17 protein-coding genes are annotated in these 15,878 nt (G+C 38.1%); 10 read left to right on the forward strand and 7 right to left on the reverse strand.

All coding sequences use genetic code 11. The features are described 5' to 3' along the window. Nucleotides 1-78: 78 nt before the first annotated feature. The 6 genes from lysS to JHD79_RS01830 form a co-directional block, all read right to left on the reverse strand. Nucleotides 79-1,788: a lysine--tRNA ligase gene (gene lysS / locus JHD79_RS01805; protein ID WP_199117382.1), complete on the reverse strand. Its 1,710-nt coding sequence runs from the start codon at nucleotides 1,786-1,788 to the stop codon at nucleotides 79-81. Between the two features lie 385 nt (nucleotides 1,789-2,173). After that, on the reverse strand, nucleotides 2,174-2,371 hold the full coding sequence (locus tag JHD79_RS01810) for a YqaE/Pmp3 family membrane protein (RefSeq protein ID WP_199117383.1): 198 nt from the start codon (nucleotides 2,369-2,371) through the stop codon (nucleotides 2,174-2,176). Nucleotides 2,372-2,413: 42 nt separating this feature from the next. After that, complete coding sequence (locus JHD79_RS01815; RefSeq protein WP_199117384.1) at nucleotides 2,414-4,321, reverse strand: long-chain fatty acid--CoA ligase; 1,908 nt, start codon at nucleotides 4,319-4,321, stop codon at nucleotides 2,414-2,416. Nucleotides 4,322-4,485: 164 nt separating this feature from the next. Then, the gene (locus JHD79_RS01820) at nucleotides 4,486-4,812 is read right to left on the reverse strand and encodes an iron-sulfur cluster assembly accessory protein (protein WP_199117385.1); all 327 of its coding nucleotides are present in this window, start codon (nucleotides 4,810-4,812) and stop codon (nucleotides 4,486-4,488) included. A gap of 96 nt (nucleotides 4,813-4,908) precedes the next feature. Then, nucleotides 4,909-5,322, reverse strand: a complete 414-nt coding sequence (gene iscU / locus JHD79_RS01825; RefSeq protein WP_199117386.1) for a Fe-S cluster assembly scaffold IscU — start codon at nucleotides 5,320-5,322, stop codon at nucleotides 4,909-4,911. Between the two features lie 115 nt (nucleotides 5,323-5,437). Continuing rightward, on the reverse strand, nucleotides 5,438-6,649 hold the full coding sequence (locus JHD79_RS01830; protein ID WP_199117387.1) for an IscS subfamily cysteine desulfurase: 1,212 nt from the start codon (nucleotides 6,647-6,649) through the stop codon (nucleotides 5,438-5,440). Between the two features lie 280 nt (nucleotides 6,650-6,929). On the opposite strand from JHD79_RS01830, the gene mce reads away from it, so the two are divergent. Genes mce through JHD79_RS01845 form a run of 3 tightly spaced genes read left to right on the forward strand, consistent with a single transcriptional unit; the run spans nucleotide 6,930 to nucleotide 8,303 of the window. Then, on the forward strand, nucleotides 6,930-7,331 hold the full coding sequence (mce, locus tag JHD79_RS01835) for a methylmalonyl-CoA epimerase (protein WP_199117388.1): 402 nt from the start codon (nucleotides 6,930-6,932) through the stop codon (nucleotides 7,329-7,331). Then, the gene (locus JHD79_RS01840) at nucleotides 7,328-8,023 is read left to right on the forward strand and encodes an aspartate/glutamate racemase family protein (RefSeq protein WP_199117389.1); all 696 of its coding nucleotides are present in this window, start codon (nucleotides 7,328-7,330) and stop codon (nucleotides 8,021-8,023) included. Before mce ends, JHD79_RS01840 begins: the two co-directional genes overlap by 4 nt. Next, a complete protein-coding gene (locus tag JHD79_RS01845; protein WP_199117390.1) occupies nucleotides 8,010-8,303 on the forward strand; it encodes a hypothetical protein in 294 nt (97 codons plus the stop codon). Before JHD79_RS01840 ends, JHD79_RS01845 begins: the two co-directional genes overlap by 14 nt. 207 nt (nucleotides 8,304-8,510) lie before the next feature. On the opposite strand, the gene JHD79_RS01850 is transcribed toward JHD79_RS01845, so the two are convergent. Further along, a complete protein-coding gene (locus tag JHD79_RS01850; RefSeq protein ID WP_199117391.1) occupies nucleotides 8,511-9,758 on the reverse strand; it encodes a sodium:proton antiporter in 1,248 nt (415 codons plus the stop codon). Between the two features lie 420 nt (nucleotides 9,759-10,178). On the opposite strand from JHD79_RS01850, the gene JHD79_RS01855 reads away from it, so the two are divergent. From JHD79_RS01855 to JHD79_RS01885, 7 genes are all read left to right on the forward strand, one after another. Beyond that, nucleotides 10,179-10,427, forward strand: coding sequence for a type B 50S ribosomal protein L31 (locus JHD79_RS01855; protein WP_199117392.1), 249 nt, complete (start codon nucleotides 10,179-10,181; stop codon nucleotides 10,425-10,427). A gap of 71 nt (nucleotides 10,428-10,498) precedes the next feature. Beyond that, nucleotides 10,499-11,653: a putative sugar nucleotidyl transferase gene (locus tag JHD79_RS01860; RefSeq protein ID WP_199117393.1), complete on the forward strand. Its 1,155-nt coding sequence runs from the start codon at nucleotides 10,499-10,501 to the stop codon at nucleotides 11,651-11,653. Nucleotides 11,654-11,745: 92 nt separating this feature from the next. Continuing rightward, a complete protein-coding gene (tpiA, locus tag JHD79_RS01865; RefSeq protein ID WP_199117394.1) occupies nucleotides 11,746-12,507 on the forward strand; it encodes a triose-phosphate isomerase in 762 nt (253 codons plus the stop codon). Beyond that, entirely contained in the window at nucleotides 12,507-13,340 is an 834-nt protein-coding gene (gene prmA, locus JHD79_RS01870) for a 50S ribosomal protein L11 methyltransferase (protein ID WP_199117395.1), read from the forward strand. The genes tpiA and prmA overlap by 1 nt, the downstream gene beginning before the upstream one ends. 81 nt (nucleotides 13,341-13,421) lie before the next feature. Beyond that, complete coding sequence (gene murC, locus JHD79_RS01875; protein WP_199117396.1) at nucleotides 13,422-14,774, forward strand: UDP-N-acetylmuramate--L-alanine ligase; 1,353 nt, start codon at nucleotides 13,422-13,424, stop codon at nucleotides 14,772-14,774. Nucleotides 14,775-14,784: 10 nt separating this feature from the next. Beyond that, a complete protein-coding gene (locus JHD79_RS01880) occupies nucleotides 14,785-15,132 on the forward strand; it encodes a helix-turn-helix domain-containing protein (protein WP_199117397.1) in 348 nt (115 codons plus the stop codon). A gap of 117 nt (nucleotides 15,133-15,249) precedes the next feature. After that, the gene (locus JHD79_RS01885) at nucleotides 15,250-15,828 is read left to right on the forward strand and encodes a DJ-1/PfpI family protein (RefSeq protein ID WP_199117398.1); all 579 of its coding nucleotides are present in this window, start codon (nucleotides 15,250-15,252) and stop codon (nucleotides 15,826-15,828) included. The last annotated feature ends 50 nt before the right edge of the window (nucleotides 15,829-15,878 follow it).

The following is a 15,878-nucleotide window of genomic DNA, read 5'->3' on the forward strand; positions in this document are numbered from 1 at the left end:
TTTGCTACTTAATAATCGTTTTAAGATGGCTTTCCCAAATGGTCGGTACAGGCTGTACCTCTCAATAACGTGGCTAACTTATTTATGCTCCAAAAACAATCCCTCGTCGGTTTTGCTTACTTTAAGGATATTCTTTCCCGTCAATCCTTTAAGCGTAGTGTCCCATTTTTTGTTGCTCCAGTCTGCTAATTGTGCTTTAATATCACTTAATAAGCATTGCTCACCTTCCTTTACCAAAGCAAATAATTCAGTTTCTTCAGCGGTAAGCTCAATTTTCTTTTTCTCCGGGCGCATCTGCGGGAAAAATAATACTTCCTGGATGGTGCTTTGGTTAGTCATTAACATCACCAAACGGTCAATTCCAATTCCCAAGCCCGAAGTAGGGGGCATGCCATATTCTAGGGCACGCACAAAATCATCATCCATCGCCATAGCTTCATCATCGCCTCTGGCAGCAAGCTTTAACTGATCTTCGAAACGTTCTTTTTGATCTATAGGATCATTTAGCTCAGAATAGGCATTGGCAATTTCTTTTCCATTCACAAACAATTCAAACCTTTCTACCAATCCTTCTTTGGTACGATGTTTTTTAGCCAAAGGTGTCATTTCAATAGGATAGTCGGTAATGTAGGTAGGCTGTATTAGATTGGCCTCTACTTTTTCTCCAAAAATCTCATCAATTAGTTTGCCCCTACCCATGCTTTCGTCAATTTCTATGCCCAGATCCTTACAAGTTTTGGCAATTTCAGTTTCGCTCATGGCCGATACATCTATACCTGTATATTTCTGTATCGATTCGTACATGGTTAGACGTTCATAAGGACCGGCAAAATCAATTTCATATTCACCAACCTTAACAGTAGACTTGCCATGTATAGCCACAGCTACCTTTTCTAAGCATTCTTCTACCATGGCCATCATCCAAACGTAGTCTTTATAAGCCACGTAAATTTCCATAGAGGTAAACTCTGGGTTATGCGTACGGTCCATCCCCTCGTTACGGAACATTTTTCCAAACTCATATACCCCATCAAAACCGGCTACAATTAATCTTTTTAAGTATAGTTCATTGGCTATGCGCAAAAACAAAGGCATATCCAGTGTATTGTGATGCGTAGCAAATGGACGAGCAGCTGCACCGCCATGAACAGCTTGTAAGATTGGTGTTTCTACTTCCATCCAGCCTTGACTATCGAAATAATTACGCATGGTATTGATCACCTTAGAGCGGTTGATGAAAATCTGCTTATAATCGGGATTCACCGTTAAATCTACATAACGCATTCTGTAACGTAATTCGGGATTGGTAAAGCCATCGTATACATTTCCAGCCTCGTCACGTTTTACAATAGGAAGAGGACGTAAAGATTTCGATAATACTGTTAATTTCTTAACATGCACAGAAATTTCGCCTGTTTGAGTGGTGAAGACATAACCCTCAATACCGATAAAGTCACCAATGTCCAATAACTTCTTGAAAACAGTATTGTATAAGGTCTTGTCTTCGTCAGGACAAAGCTCATCACGCTTCAAATAGATCTGGATACGACCAGTAGAATCCTGAAGTTCGGCAAAGGAGGCGGCCCCCATAATATTACGGCTCATAATGCGGCCGGCAATGCTAATGGTCTTATAGGCCGTTTTATCTTTTTCGTAGTTGGCTAATATGTCGGCTGCGTTGGCATTAATCTCGTAAGCTTCTGCAGGATAGGGGTTAATACCCAATTCGCGAAGCTGCTTTAATGATTCGCGTCTTAAAATTTCCTGTTCTGATAGTCCTATACTCATTTATAGTATTTTTTGCAAAAATAGTAATTTTTTTGAGGAGTAAGGAGTGGGGATATAGGGTTTTAAGCTTTAAACGCTAAGCTATTATGAGCTATGCGAAACAATTTAATAACGGAGTGCTAAGAAATTTTTAGGAAAGCAAATGGCGGGTGCTATTAAAGTTAGCCAGGCTATACGCTGCTCCCTATGAAAAATCGGGATTCGCTGCTATCCCATTTATGTTAACTTCTTTATTGCGCAACATTCATTTTCCCTTGGAATAGGGTCAAATCCTGTTAAATAAGGTCATTATATAGGTACTTCAATTATTTAATTGATTATTGTTCATTCTCTTGGGCACATCTGTTCTTAATGTAATAAAAGGGCTATTGGTGTTTTTGGATTTTTATTTTGACTTCATCGCTTTGATTAACTCTTCATTGCGTTTATCAGCTCTTGCATTTTGCAAAGAGATGACTGCCCAAACGGCGGCGGGAATCCAGCCAATTAAAGTTATTTGTAGCAGGAGACAAATAATTCCGGTGATAATTCTTCCCCGAAGCAAAAAAGAAAGAAATGGAATAAAGATGGCAATTAATGTCATGCGTTTTTTGAGGTGAAGGATTTAACTTTTTTGGGTCGCGAATTAATCTGCTTCCACTTCCTTGGTATACATCTCTGCAATTGCCGGTGCATATTTCTTCTCTACCACACGGCGTTTTACTTTTAAGGTAGGTGTAATCTCACCTTCGTCAATGCTAAACGGATTTCTTTTGATTTTGAAGTGTTTAATCCTTTCGAACTTCGCCAATTCATTGCTGATTTTTTTGATGTCCTTCTCCATCCAATCATAAATTTCTTTATCTTCTATAAAGTCACCTTCTTTTTGAAAGAAATCATCCTTTAGGTTGAAAGTTTCCTGTAGTGTTTCCCTGTTTGGAATAATAATGGCCGTAATGTACTCGCGCTTATCGCCAATAAGGAAAAGCTGATCTATTTTAGGGCTTTTCAGATAGATATTCTCTACTGGTGTTGGGTACACATTTTTGCCGTAGGCATTGACAATCATGTTTTTCAATCTATCGGTAATCTGTAAATTACCTTTGTAAAAACGACCTATGTCTCCAGTATGAAACCAATTGTCCTTATCTATGGCTTCGGCAGTTTCCGCTGGTTTATTGAAATAACCTTTCATTACGCAATGGCCTCGAACAATAATCTCTCCTTCCTCGCATTCGAAATTTTCATTAAAAGTATCATGTGTCTGAATATTGATGATTTTTTTGGTGTCCACATTTTGGATGCCTATTTCGATTCCTGGTATTACACGGCCTACAGTGCCATAAACCTGACGATGATATTCGGTTACCGACATTACGGGCGACGTTTCGGTCAGGCCAAAACCTTCCAGTATTTTAATACCCAGATCACCGAAGAATTCTCCTACATTTTTAGGAAGTGCAGCACCGCCAGAAATCATAAACTTTAATCGTCCACCGGTCTTCTCTTTAATCTTGCTAAAGACCAGTTTTTCGGCAATACCTTTTTGAGCGGCTAAAATAATTCCGGGATTTTTGCCTGCTTCTTTTGTTACCCTGTACTTATTACCTATCTCAAGTGCCCAAGTGAAGATTTTGGCTTTTAGCCCTCCCGCTGCAGTGCCAGATTTGATGGCCTTATCGTGAATTCGTTCTAATAATCGGGGTACACAGGACATGACCGTAGGTCTCACTTCACCCATATTCTTGGCCAGGAGCTCCAAACTTTGTGCAAAAGCTATTTTACATCCCTGTGCACAACACACATGATAAGTTGCCGTACGTTCAAATACGTGGGAAAGTGGGAGGAAAGAGAGGAAAGTCTCTGTTTCGTCAATTACGGGAATTTGTTGTAGGCATACCTTCACGTTTTCTACAAAATTATAATGGGTAAGCATTACCCCTTTGGGGGTGCCAGTAGTACCTGAAGTATAAATAAGCGAAGATACGTCCTGTGGGAGCACTTCGGTTCTTCTTTTATCTATTTCGGCTAGTTCTTCACTGGAAACGAGCCTATTTAAAACATGGTTATAATCTATAATTTCTATGTTCAATCCTTCCGGAATGGCCACTTTTTCAAAATCTGAGAAGGCAGGAATGATGTATTTGAGTTCCTTACAGTTCTCCGCTACTTTTAGAATTTTTCTAAACAGAAATGGATTGCCTACCAGTATAGCTTTTATGCCAGAATCATTAATAATGTACGCTACTTCGTGCTCGGCCAGGGTAGGATAAATGGATACATTAATGACACCGATCTGCTGTATACCTTGATCATAATAAACATATTCAGGAGAATTTTCGATCATTAAGCCTAACCTATCCCCTTTGGCAATGCCTTTTTCCAAGAAAAAAGCAGAAACAGCATCCGCTCTCGATAAGGTAGTCTGAAAGGAAATTTCTTCCCAGTCTGTCCCCTTTTTATGGATTAAAAAAGTTTCCGTAGGTTGATGAATATTTTTTACAACGTTACGCAATAGCGTTGGCACTGTAGAAAATTCGCTGAATGATACCATGTTTTATTAATATTTGGATTGCTTTAAACCGACAATGATAAACTATTGCGCTTAATAATACAAAATGAAAGGAGGATTGTTGGGAAAAAAATGCATTATGGGGTGCCCAATAATGCAGAAGGCACCGATTTTTATCGGTGCCTTCTGCTTATATTTTTAAATGATTATACTGAAAAGCTTTCACCACAGCCACAAGAACGGCTTGCATTAGGGTTATTAAAAGCAAATCCTTTTCCGTTCAGGCCGTCTGAAAAGTCAAGCTCTGTACCTGCGAGATAGAGGAAAGACTTCATATCTAAGGCGATCTTAATTCCACGATCTTCAAAAAATTGATCTCCTGTTTTCGTTTCGTTATCGAAGTCTAAGTTATAGGAAAGTCCAGAACAGCCACCTCCTTTAACAGAGACACGGAGAAAATAGTCGGATCCTAATTCAGAATCCTGCATTAAGTGCTCTATTTTATCTTTTGCTTTATCGGTTATAGTAATCATGATATTTACGACTTTAGATTTATATCCGCTATTATAAATTCTGTTTGTTAAAGATTTGACAAATCGTCAATCGTAATTCGTCAAATCTAAAATTTCCTAGTGGTGTGATTTTGGCAGTTCTAATGCTTCTAATCCATTTTTAACACGGTAATCGTTAATGGCAGATTTAATAGCATCTTCTGCCAAAACTGAACAGTGAATTTTCACTGGAGGCAAAGCAAGTTCTTCTACGATATCCATATTGTCAATGGCTAAAGCCTCATCAATAGATTTGCCTTTTAACCATTCTGTAGCTAAAGAAGAAGAAGCAATGGCAGAACCACAGCCAAAAGTCTTGAACTTGGCGTCGGTAATTACATTGTTATCGTCAACTTCAATTTGTAAACGCATTACGTCACCACATTCTGGTGCACCTACTAAACCTGTACCTACAGATTTACTGTCTTTATTTAAAGTACCAACGTTGCGGGGGTTGGTATAATGATCAATTACTTTTTCTGAATATGCCATTTTATTTTAGATTGTAGATTTTAGATTTACGATCTTCCAAAATCAATGTTCTATTAATATTTTAAAATTGTAGAATGCTAAATCGTACTTCGTCAATCTACAATCGTAATTTTGCTTAGTGTTCAGCCCACTCAATTTTACTTAAGTCAACACCTTCTTTGAACATTTCCCAAAGTGGAGAAAGATCCCTTAAGTGGTTAACTGCTTTTTTCGTATTTTCTATTGCATAATCCACCTCTTCTTCTGTGGTAAACCTACCAAGTCCAAAACGTATCGAAGAGTGTGCAAGGTCATCGGAAAGACCTAATGCTTTCAATACATATGAAGGTTCTAAAGAAGCCGAGGTACAGGCAGAACCTGAAGAAACAGCCAAATCTTTCATGGCCATCATTAAACCTTCACCTTCCACATATTTAAAGGATATATTAGCTACATGAGGCAAACGGTGATTTACGTTTCCATTTACATAGCTTTCTTCCAAAGTAGTTAAAGCGCTTTCCAATTTATCGCGTAAGCCAGATAAACGTTTGGCCTCCTCATCCATTTCTAAACGACAAAGTTCACAAGCTTTACCTAAACCTACAATGCCAGGTACATTTAAAGTGCCAGAACGCATACCACGCTCATGACCTCCGCCATCCATTTGTGCAGTTACTTTTACCCTTGGTCCTTTTCGTCGTACGTATAAAGCACCAACTCCTTTCGGGCCATACATTTTATGGGCACTAAATGCCATTAAGTCAATGCCGTCTTCGTTTACATTCACAGGGATCTTACCCACTGCTTGTGTAGCATCGGTCATAAATAAAGCACCATGTTTGTGGGCAATGGCAGATATTTCTTTAATGGGTTGTATTACACCAATTTCATTGTTTCCATACATGATGGTTACCAAAATGGTTTCTGGTGTCATTGCGGCTTCAAGTTCAGCTAGATCAATTAATCCATCTTCTTTTACTTGTAGATAGGTAACTTTTGCACCTTGTTTCTCTAAATGCTTGCAGGTATCCAAAACCGCTTTATGTTCTGTAGTAGCGGTAATAATATGATTACCTTTGTCAGCGTACATTTCAAAAACACCTTTAATAGCCAAGTTATCAGCTTCTGTGGCACCAGAGGTGAAAATGATTTCTTTTTCCGTACAACCAATTAATTTCGAAACCTGCTCACGGGCATAATCAACACCTTCTTCTGCTACCCAGCCAAAAGCGTGGTTACGGCTAGCAGCATTACCAAATTTATTGGTGAAATAGGGCAACATAGCTTCTAATACTCTAGGGTCTAGAGGAGTAGTAGCATTATTATCTAAGTAAATTGGAAGTTCCATCTAATGTTTATATTTTAAAAAATTGAGCTTAAAGTTTAAGATCCAAAGCTAAAAGCATTATTGATCTAAACTTTGCTTTTAGCTTCAAGCTTTCGCCTTTATGCTTTATCATAGTACAAAGATACGAAAAAAGTTTCCGAACAATTATAAATAATAGCTATGAAGCTATAGTTAAAACCTGCATTTTTACATTCTGATAACGAGATGTGAGCATTATGGGCTGTGAGTACGAGTTATACGTTTAGACCTGTAACTGATTAACCTCATCCAATTAGAAAAGATGAACAAGATAGAACATATTGGTATTGCCGTGGCAGATCTAGAAAAAGCCTCGAGCCTTTACGAACAATTGCTGGGGGTTACCTGCTATAAAACCGAGTTGGTGGATACAGAAAATGTAAATACTGCATTTTTTAAATTAGGTGAAAGTAAGATAGAGCTCTTGGCCAGCACTGCTGATGATAGTGCCATTGCTAAGTTTATCGCCAAAAAGGGAGAAGGCATACATCATATTGCTTTTGAGGTAGATGATATTTATGCCGAAATGGAAAGGTTAGCAGGTAAAGGTTTTGTGTTGTTGAACGAGCAGCCCAAAAAAGGAGCCGATAATAAACTGATCTGTTTTGTACATCCTAAATCTACAAATGGTGTTTTGATTGAACTTTGTCAGGAAATCAGATGAAAAAGATTGGGCTATTGGGGGGAATGAGCTGGGTTTCTACCATAGATTACTACAGGTTAATTAATGAAGGTATAAATGAGAAATTAGGTGGTTTACAATTCGCAGAGTGTATCATCTATTCGTTAAATTTTGCTGATATACATCAAAATGGGTGGGAGCACTCCTTTGAACTGTTAAAAAGAGGTTGTGAAAAGCTGAAGTTGGGTGGTGCTGAAGCCATTGTACTTTGTGCGAATACGGCTCATCTCTATGCTGATAAACTGCAAAATGAAATCAAATTGCCCATCATTCATATTGTTTCTTCAACTGCTGAAGAAATCCTTAAATATGGGCTTAAAAAGGTTGCTTTGCTGGGTACGAAATATACAATGGAAATGGGCTTTTATCAGCAAAAACTTCAGGAATATGGAATAGATGTAATAGTTCCCGCAAGTATGGACGAAAGAGCGTTTATTCAGCAGACCTTACGTGATGAATTGGGTAAGGGTATTGTGAAGCAAGAAACCAAGAAAAAATATATTTCAATGATAACAAGGTTGCTTAGGGAGGGTGCACAGGGAATTGTGTTAGGTTGTACAGAAATCCCATTATTAATGAACCAGGAAGATTTTTCAGTTCCTGTTTTTGATACCACGTCCATTCATGCCAACGCCATAGTCAAATTTGCATTATCATCATATGAAGGAATCTAATCAGGTATTAATTAAAATGATCAGCAAGGATTTCGATATAGCGGACAATCTTTCGGAAGATCAGTTGAGGGAAGTGTTGGTTAAGGCATTTGAATACTTAGTAGCAGATGATTTCTCTAAGTTATTGCAAATACTGTACAGGGCTGACGTGGACCAATATAAACTAAAAGAGTTATTGGAGCATACAGAAGGCGCTAGTTCAGGTGCGGTTATTGCCGATGCTTATATGGCCAGGCAAAAGGCGAAGCTGGAAACCTGGAAAAAGTACAGTAAGTCTTAATAACACACACACACAAATACCTATTTTTTATTACTCGACCACCAATTTAGTGCATTAACTATTTTGTCATGCGATGGTCTCATAAATTCGTATCTCCATAGTTATCAGATGACGCTTTTTTGTCATTTGTAGGACGAAGCGCCTTAAAGCCTTACGAAGTTTTTAAAACTTCGTAAGGCTAGAGGCTTATTTATTCGTAAAATTATTCTAGTCTTCTTCTTTAGAAAGCGCCCTTTTGGCTACTTTTCCAACTGTTAAACCTTGTACAATAATAGAGAATACCACTACAAAATAAGTTACAGCTATAATTAAGGGTTTGTTTGGTCCTTCGTCAATAGAAAGTGCCAAGGCAATGGAAACGCCACCCCTTAGGCCGCCCCACACCAGTACCTTGATCGTTCCTTTGCTAAATTTGTTTTTAAAAGGGATAATCAGTACGGGGATGTAGATAGAGGCGAATCTGGCCAATAACACAATGAAAATAGTGGCCAAACCTACCAGCCAATAAGAGGTGATGTTCTGGATAATGAGCAGTTCAAAGCCTATGAATAAGAAAAGGATGGCATTTAGGATTTCGTCAATAAGCTCCCAGAATTTATTTAGATAATCCTTGGTCGTGGCAGACATTGCCGTTCTTTGTCCATAATTGCCGATCACTATCCCTGCTGCCACCATGGTCAGTGGTCCGGAAATGTGCATGGCATGTGCAATAAGGTAACCGCCCATCACTACAGAAAGGGTGATGAGTACCGATACCTTATAATCATCTATTTTGCGAATGGCATTTGAAGCACCAAGGCCTAATAATGTGCCTAAAATGAACCCACCAGCCGCTTCTTTTATTAATAGCCACGAGATATTGCCCAATGAAATGTCCATTGAACTTGATCGGGTCAGTTGTAAGATTACCGCAAAAACAACTACCGCTACGCCGTCATTAAATAAAGATTCCCCAGCAACCTTGGTTTCCAGCGATTTTTTTACCTTGGCTTGCTTTAAAACACCCATTACGGCAATGGGGTCGGTAGGGGAGATTAGAGCGCCAAAAAGCAGACAGTAGATAAAAGGAATGTGGAGGCCAAATAATGGTACGATATAATAAAAGAGACCACCTACTGCAAAGGTGGAAATGATTACACTTACGGTAGAGAAAATGATAATTGGCCCACGTTGTTCCTTAAGGTCTTTTAGGTTGATATGGATGGCCCCTGCAAATAGAAGGAAGTTTAACATGGCCCCCATAAGTACTTCAGTAAAATCTACATCTTTTAGAAGTTGTGAGAAATGGGTGAAGGTTTTAGGGAAAATATGACCTGTAACTACCAATAATATAGAAGAGATCATGGCAATGATCATAATTCCTATGGTGGAGGGTAATTTAAGGTAGCGTAGGTTAAGGTAGGCAAAAAAAGAGGCGAGGACAATAAGGACAGAAAACGAATAGTATAGCTCCATGGATAATATTTAAAAAGTTTTAATATGCGGTGTAAATTCGCAATATATAAAAAAATGCTTTTTTGATCAAGTAAACCTAGGGCGATGACGTGATGGAGAAAGTAGGTGGTAGGTATTCATTTTGGACCGTAACCTAAGTAATGGATTTAAAATCCTTGTCTTTCTAGCTAGTTTAGAAGTGATGAGCCTATCATCTCGAGATTAAATGAAATCGATCTTTAACAGGCTTTGGGTGATATGTTTATTTGATTTAGAAAATATTTCTTTACTGCTTGTATTATAAAAATAAAATTAGGATATTTGCATCCTCTAAAATAGAGATAGAAAAGACAATAAGGAATACCATAGGCGTAGTTGCCAGCAAATTGCAAAATATGTTCTTGGTGTTTCTATTTAAATAAAACTTAAATAACATTCCAAATGAAAAAAGATTTGCATCCATCAAGCTACAGATTTGTAGTATTTAAAGATATGTCTAACGACTATGCTTTTTTAACAAAATCTTGCGTTGATACTAAAGAGACTATCAAATGGGAAGATGGAAATGAGTATCCATTGTACAAGTTAGAGATTTCTCATACTTCGCACCCTTTTTATACTGGTAAAATGAAATTGGTAGATACAGCAGGTCGTATCGATAAGTTCAAAAACCGTTACGCTAAAAAATAATTTTAGTTTAAATAACATATTTTTTAAAGTCCCGAAGCTTTTGCTCGGGACTTTTTTTATTTTTGTTGCTTATGACAATCAATCTATTTGATGATAAGTCTTGGTTCTCGCTACGGCCTTTGACCCTTACCCGCCCTACAGCCAATTTAAGGATCGGTATATTAACCATTGCTGAAAAATGGGCTAAATATTTGAAAGCAGACTTTGGTTTTGTTACCCAAGATTATTTGCAACATAAATATGCTTCAATAAGCTCCGCCTTATTTATCAATGGGGCAATATGTCCTGATGAAGCTTTGCTTGAAGCTATTGTAGCCCTAAAAGAAGGAGAGGTTTTGGTAAAGAAAGAGTTAGTCATTGCCTATCACTCTAGCCAAAAAATGACTTATCAGCAAGCTAAATCAATTTTAAAGCCGATCGGTTTTGGCAAAGCGTTCCACCATATCGTTTATCCTGAACATATTTTTGGTTATAATGCTGAAGAAATCAAAAAAGATTTTGCGCTAATTACAAAAGGCAGATCTTCAGGTAAAATAAGCAGTACGAACACCCTATTAGGAGACCATGTATTTTTTGAAGAAGGTGCCAATGCAGAATGTGCCAACCTAAACAGTTTACAAGGCCCTATCTATTTGGCCAAAAATGCTGAGATTTGGGAAGGCAGTAGTATTCGTGGGGCTTTTGCACTTGGAGAGAATTCTTCTACTAAAATGGGGACTAAGATTTACGCTGGTACGTCTATTGGGCATAACTGTAGGGTAGGTGGAGAGATCAACAACATTGTGATTTGGGGCAATTCCTCAAAAGGACATGATGGTTACATGGGGAATTCTGTAATGGGCGAGTGGTGCAATTTGGGTGCCGATACCAATAACTCTAACCTTAAAAACAATTATTCACCTGTTAAACTTTATGATTACGAGACTGGGCAGATGCGTAGTACTGGCCTGCAATTTTGTGGAGTAATTATTGGCGACCATAGCAAGGCGGGAATTAATACCATGTTTAATACAGGGACAGTAGTTGGTGTAAGTGCCAATGTATATGGCGCTGGTTTTCCTCCAAATTTTATAGCAGACTTTAGTTGGGGAGGAGCGGATGGTTTTGTTCCTTATCAGATCGATAAGATGTTTGAAACGGCCAAAATAATGATGGCAAGAAAAAACATTGAATTGACCACAATAGACCAAAATATTTTATCGCACGTTTTTGAAATAACAAAATAAGACATTTTTATCAATACACATTATGATGGAGAATTGCAGGTTTAAGACCCGGATTCAAACATCACCACCTTCAAACCTTATATAATATTATAATGAGAAAAAAAATAGTAGCTGGAAACTGGAAAATGAACATGGATTATAACGAAGGCATATCGTTATTTTCTGAAATCGTCAACATGGTAAGAGACGAGAAAAAAGGTGATCAGGTAGCGGTAATCTGTGCACCGTTTATTCATTTGAACAGTTTGGCACAGCTGTCGTCTGGAGTAGTGAAAATTGGGGCACAAAATTGCCATCAGAACGAAAGTGGTGCCTACACTGGCGAAATTTCTGCAAAAATGATCAAATCTACCGGAAGCGACTATGTAATTATTGGACACTCAGAACGCAGACAGTATTTTGCTGAAACTGATGTATTATTGTCCGAAAAAACGACAACTGCTTTAAAACATAATTTAACACCTATCTTTTGTATAGGAGAAACCTTGGATGAAAGAAATAGCGGCAGTTATTTTCAGGTAATTGAAAGACAGCTTACAGATGGTGTATTTAATTTAAGTGCTGAAGATTTTTCGAAGATTGTTTTGGCTTATGAACCAGTTTGGGCCATTGGTACAGGCTTAACGGCTACGCCAGAGCAGGCACAGGATATCCATGCTTTTATTAGGGCAAAAATTGAGTCTAAATATGGGGTGAATATAGCTGATGATACTACTATCCTATATGGTGGAAGCTGTAATGCCAAAAATGCTCCGGAGCTTTTTGCCCAACATGACATCGATGGTGGTTTAATTGGAGGGGCTTCTTTAAAATCACGTGATTTTACAGATATCGTTAAAGCATTAAATTCCTAATGAACTATATAAAGGTTAGTTTTGGCTTTGATCATATTGAAGATTATCAACAAGATATTCTGATAGCGGAGCTTGCGGAAATAGGTTTCGATACCTTTGAAGATACGCCTACGGGTTTTGACGCCTTTGTGGTGGAGCAACAATTTGAGGAGGCTGAGTTGGAGCGGATGCTTGCCGAGCAAGATTTTGAATGTCATTATGAAGTGAAGCCCATTGCTTCGCAGAATTGGAACGAAGAATGGGAGAAGAATTTTAGCCCTTTGATTATTAGTGATGACTGTTATGTAAGGGCAACTTTTCACGAGGCAAAGCCTAAATATCGTTATGAAATTGTAATTGATCCTAAAATGGCCTTTGGTACCGGGCATCATCAAACAACCACAATGATGATGCAATATATACTGGAAACAGATTTTCTTGGCAAAAAGGTACTGGATATGGGCGCTGGAACAGCTATTTTGGGGATTTTGGCTTCTAAACGCGGAGCTAAACAGGTAGTTGCTATTGATTACGATGAAGTCTGCTATGAAAGTGCAATAGACAATGCCCAATTAAATCATGTTGATAATTTAGTTTCACTTTGTGGGAGTAAGGAGGCTATTCCAGATGAAACCTTTGATATCATTTTGGCTAATATCAACCGAAATATCCTTTTGGATCAAATTTATCGTTATGCAGAAGTGCTAAAAATTGATGGAGAGATCTTCTTTAGTGGTTTTTATGAAACACCAGATTTGGATATCATTAAGGTACACTGTGAGCAATTTGGCCTCTATTATGTAAGCCATAAGAAAATTAATGATTGGGTAGCAGCAAAGTTTGTAAAAAGTTAGACAGTAAGGTGATAAAGCTGAAAGGCGGTAAGAAGATATAAGAGAACTACAACCTTTCAGCTTTCCAATTCTAAACATCATATGCGGATACATTTAATAGCAGTAGGTGGTGCGGCCATGCACAATTTGGCCATTGCCCTACATAAAAAAGGTTTTGAGGTTACAGGATCTGATGATGTAATTTACGAACCTTCCAGTAGCAGATTAGCAAAATATGGCTTATTGCCAGCTCAAATGGGTTGGGACGAACGGAGGATTGGTTCCGATATTGATGTGGTGATCTTGGGGATGCATGCCCGTATAGATAATCCAGAACTATTAAAAGCGCAAGAGCTGGGACTAAAAATATATTCTTACCCTGCTTATATCTATGAGCAATCTAAAGATAAATTAAGGGTGGTAATAGGCGGGAGCCATGGCAAAACGACCATTACTTCCATGATCTTGCATGTGCTAAATTATTATCAAAAAGATTTTGATTATTTGGTAGGCGCGCAATTGAATGGATTTGATACCATGGTGAAGATTACCGATTCGGCTCCCGTAATTATTATTGAAGGCGATGAATACCTTGCCTCTCCAATAGATAGAAGGCCAAAATTCCATCTATATCATGCTAATATTGCTGTAATTAGTGGGATTGCCTGGGACCATATTAATGTTTTCCCAACTTTCGAAGACTATGTATTACAGTTTTCGAAATTTATTGATACCATTACCCCAAGGGGAAAACTGATCTATTGTGATAATGATATTGAACTAAAGCTTACGGTTGAACAGTCGACCGCAAGTATAGAAAAAATACCCTATGCTATTCCGGAACATGAGGTAATTGATGGAATTACCTATCTTTTACCGCAAAGAACACCTTTAAAAGTATTTGGCGACCATAACCTAATGAACTTGAATGCGGCCAAACTCGTTTGTGAACAATTGGGGATTGGCCAGGAAGAATTCTATAAAGCGATAGCCTCATTTTCTGGAGCTGCTAAAAGATTAGAATTATTAAGCGCGGTAAACCAAACCAATGTTTATAAAGACTTTGCACATTCTCCTTCTAAACTCAAAGCCACACTAAATGCAGTGAAAGATCAATTTAAGGGAAGAAAATTGGTGGCCATGATCGAGTTGCATACTTTCAGTAGCTTAAATAAGGTGTTTTTGCAAGAGTACAAAGATTCGATGAAGGCTGCGGATGTAGCGATCGTATATATAGACGACCATACTTTTACTCAAAAACAGATGGAACCATTAACGGCCAATGACATCCAGTTGGCTTTTAACGATAATAACATTCTGTTTTTTAGTAACCGGTCTAAGCTGGAAGAATATCTTAAAAACCTAGATTTTAAAAATGCAAATCTACTTTTGATGAGCTCAGGTAATTATGCGGGAATGGATCTGCTGACTTTGGCTAAGGAACTGAAATCTTAAAATTAGGGCATTGGCAACGAATTTACTTACAAAACAAGTAGGCAGCAGCATCAAGCACCTGCGCTTGGCCAAAGGAATTGGTCAAACTGAAGTTGCCCTTGCCTTAGGTATTTCTGTTGCGGCACTTTCCAAGATAGAGGCAGGACTAACTGATATCAATCTTTCTAGGTTGGCACAGATCGCCAAATATTTTCAGGTTTCCATTATTTCTATCCTATCAAAAGATATAGTAAGCGAAGTATCCGAAAATACAATAGATGAATTTGTAGAGCTAAAAAATAAGCTTGCCGACAAGGAAAAGGAAGTCGTAAAACTTCAGAAAAAGGTGATTGATCTTTACGAAAAACTAGGACTATAATAAAAAATGAATCTATCGAAAACCTTACCATAGATAGGTACATAGCTCTTAAAATAACATTCAGTTAACAATATTCCTTGCTCAAAAGGTTAAATTTATAACATAAATAAAAATGTTATGAGTAAAAGAATTTTAATGTTAGCAGGCGACTTTGTAGAAGATTACGAAGTAATGGTGCCTTTTCAGGCCTTAAAATCTATTGGTTTGCAAGTTGATGTGGTGTGTCCAGATAAGAAGGCTGGAGAGGTAGTGCCTACTGCGGTACACGATTTTGTAGGTGATCAAACTTACATAGAATTGAGAGGGCACAATTTTGTGCTTAACAAGAACTTTGATGAAGTTAATTTGTCAGATTATGATGGTCTATACGTTTGTGGGGGCAGGGCTCCAGAATACATTAGGTTAAATGAAAAAGTACTGGATTATACGCGTCATTTTTTTAATGAAAATAAACCTGTTGCGGCCATTTGTCATGGCATACAGATACTAACGGCAGCTGGTGTGCTGAAGGGTAGGACATTGACAGCCTATGTAGCGGTAGGACCGGATATTAATTTGGCAGGCGGTACATGGAAAAATATACCAGCCGATGCTGCTATTGTAGATGGAAACTTAGTGACTTCGCCAGCATGGCCCGGACATCCCGCAATTTTAAAGGAGTTTTATCAGCTTTTGGGCATCTCGATCAACATTTAGCCGTAATAATCTTCCAGATAGCAGCGCTATATGCCCTAAAACGCATTATA

It is taken from the genome of Pedobacter sp. ASV28 (genome assembly GCF_016428855.1).
In the GTDB taxonomy this organism is placed as follows: Bacteria; Bacteroidota; Bacteroidia; order Sphingobacteriales; family Sphingobacteriaceae; genus Pedobacter.

Bases quoted from the DNA above. Each gene is read 5' to 3' on its own strand.
- lysS (WP_199117382.1), bottom strand. From the start codon at position 1,788: ATGAGTATAGGACTATCAGAACAGGAAATTTTAAGACGCGAATCATTA.
- JHD79_RS01810 (WP_199117383.1), bottom strand. From the start codon at position 2,371: ATGACATTAATTGCCATCTTTATTCCATTTCTTTCTTTTTTGCTTCGG.
- JHD79_RS01815 (WP_199117384.1), bottom strand. From the start codon at position 4,321: ATGGTATCATTCAGCGAATTTTCTACAGTGCCAACGCTATTGCGTAAC.
- JHD79_RS01820 (WP_199117385.1), bottom strand. From the start codon at position 4,812: ATGATTACTATAACCGATAAAGCAAAAGATAAAATAGAGCACTTAATG.
- iscU (WP_199117386.1), bottom strand. From the start codon at position 5,322: ATGGCATATTCAGAAAAAGTAATTGATCATTATACCAACCCCCGCAAC.
- JHD79_RS01830 (WP_199117387.1), bottom strand. From the start codon at position 6,649: ATGGAACTTCCAATTTACTTAGATAATAATGCTACTACTCCTCTAGAC.
- mce (WP_199117388.1), top strand. From the start codon at position 6,930: ATGAACAAGATAGAACATATTGGTATTGCCGTGGCAGATCTAGAAAAA.
- JHD79_RS01840 (WP_199117389.1), top strand. From the start codon at position 7,328: ATGAAAAAGATTGGGCTATTGGGGGGAATGAGCTGGGTTTCTACCATA.
- JHD79_RS01845 (WP_199117390.1), top strand. From the start codon at position 8,010: ATGAAGGAATCTAATCAGGTATTAATTAAAATGATCAGCAAGGATTTC.
- JHD79_RS01850 (WP_199117391.1), bottom strand. From the start codon at position 9,758: ATGGAGCTATACTATTCGTTTTCTGTCCTTATTGTCCTCGCCTCTTTT.
- JHD79_RS01855 (WP_199117392.1), top strand. From the start codon at position 10,179: ATGAAAAAAGATTTGCATCCATCAAGCTACAGATTTGTAGTATTTAAA.
- JHD79_RS01860 (WP_199117393.1), top strand. From the start codon at position 10,499: ATGACAATCAATCTATTTGATGATAAGTCTTGGTTCTCGCTACGGCCT.
- tpiA (WP_199117394.1), top strand. From the start codon at position 11,746: ATGAGAAAAAAAATAGTAGCTGGAAACTGGAAAATGAACATGGATTAT.
- prmA (WP_199117395.1), top strand. From the start codon at position 12,507: ATGAACTATATAAAGGTTAGTTTTGGCTTTGATCATATTGAAGATTAT.
- murC (WP_199117396.1), top strand. From the start codon at position 13,422: ATGCGGATACATTTAATAGCAGTAGGTGGTGCGGCCATGCACAATTTG.
- JHD79_RS01885 (WP_199117398.1), top strand. From the start codon at position 15,250: ATGAGTAAAAGAATTTTAATGTTAGCAGGCGACTTTGTAGAAGATTAC.